Consider the following 260-nt stretch of genomic DNA (forward strand, 5'->3'; position numbering starts at 1 on the left):
AAAGATAAGCCGCGGGTAGAACGCATGGTGCAGTATGTGCGATCGAATTTCTTTGCCGGAGAACACTTCCAGAACCTGGGTGACTGCCAGGCCCGTGCGCAGCAGTGGTGTTCTCAGACCGCCGGGATGCGGATTCATGGCACCACCCGGCTGCGCCCAGCCGAAGTCTTTTCGGCCGAGGAGCTAGCGGCGCTGGGGCCAGTACCCGAGGCGGTGTTCGACATCCCGGTCTGGACGCATCCAAAGGTGGCTCCGGATCG

At 62.3% G+C, this 260-nt stretch carries 1 pseudogene; it reads left to right on the forward strand.

The annotated features are described in order from the left end of the window. Positions 1-260 (forward strand): annotated as a pseudogene (locus AC5Y49_RS24890) (IS21 family transposase); the annotation flags it as partial.

It is taken from the genome of Mycobacterium sp. NGS62 (assembly GCF_059812285.1).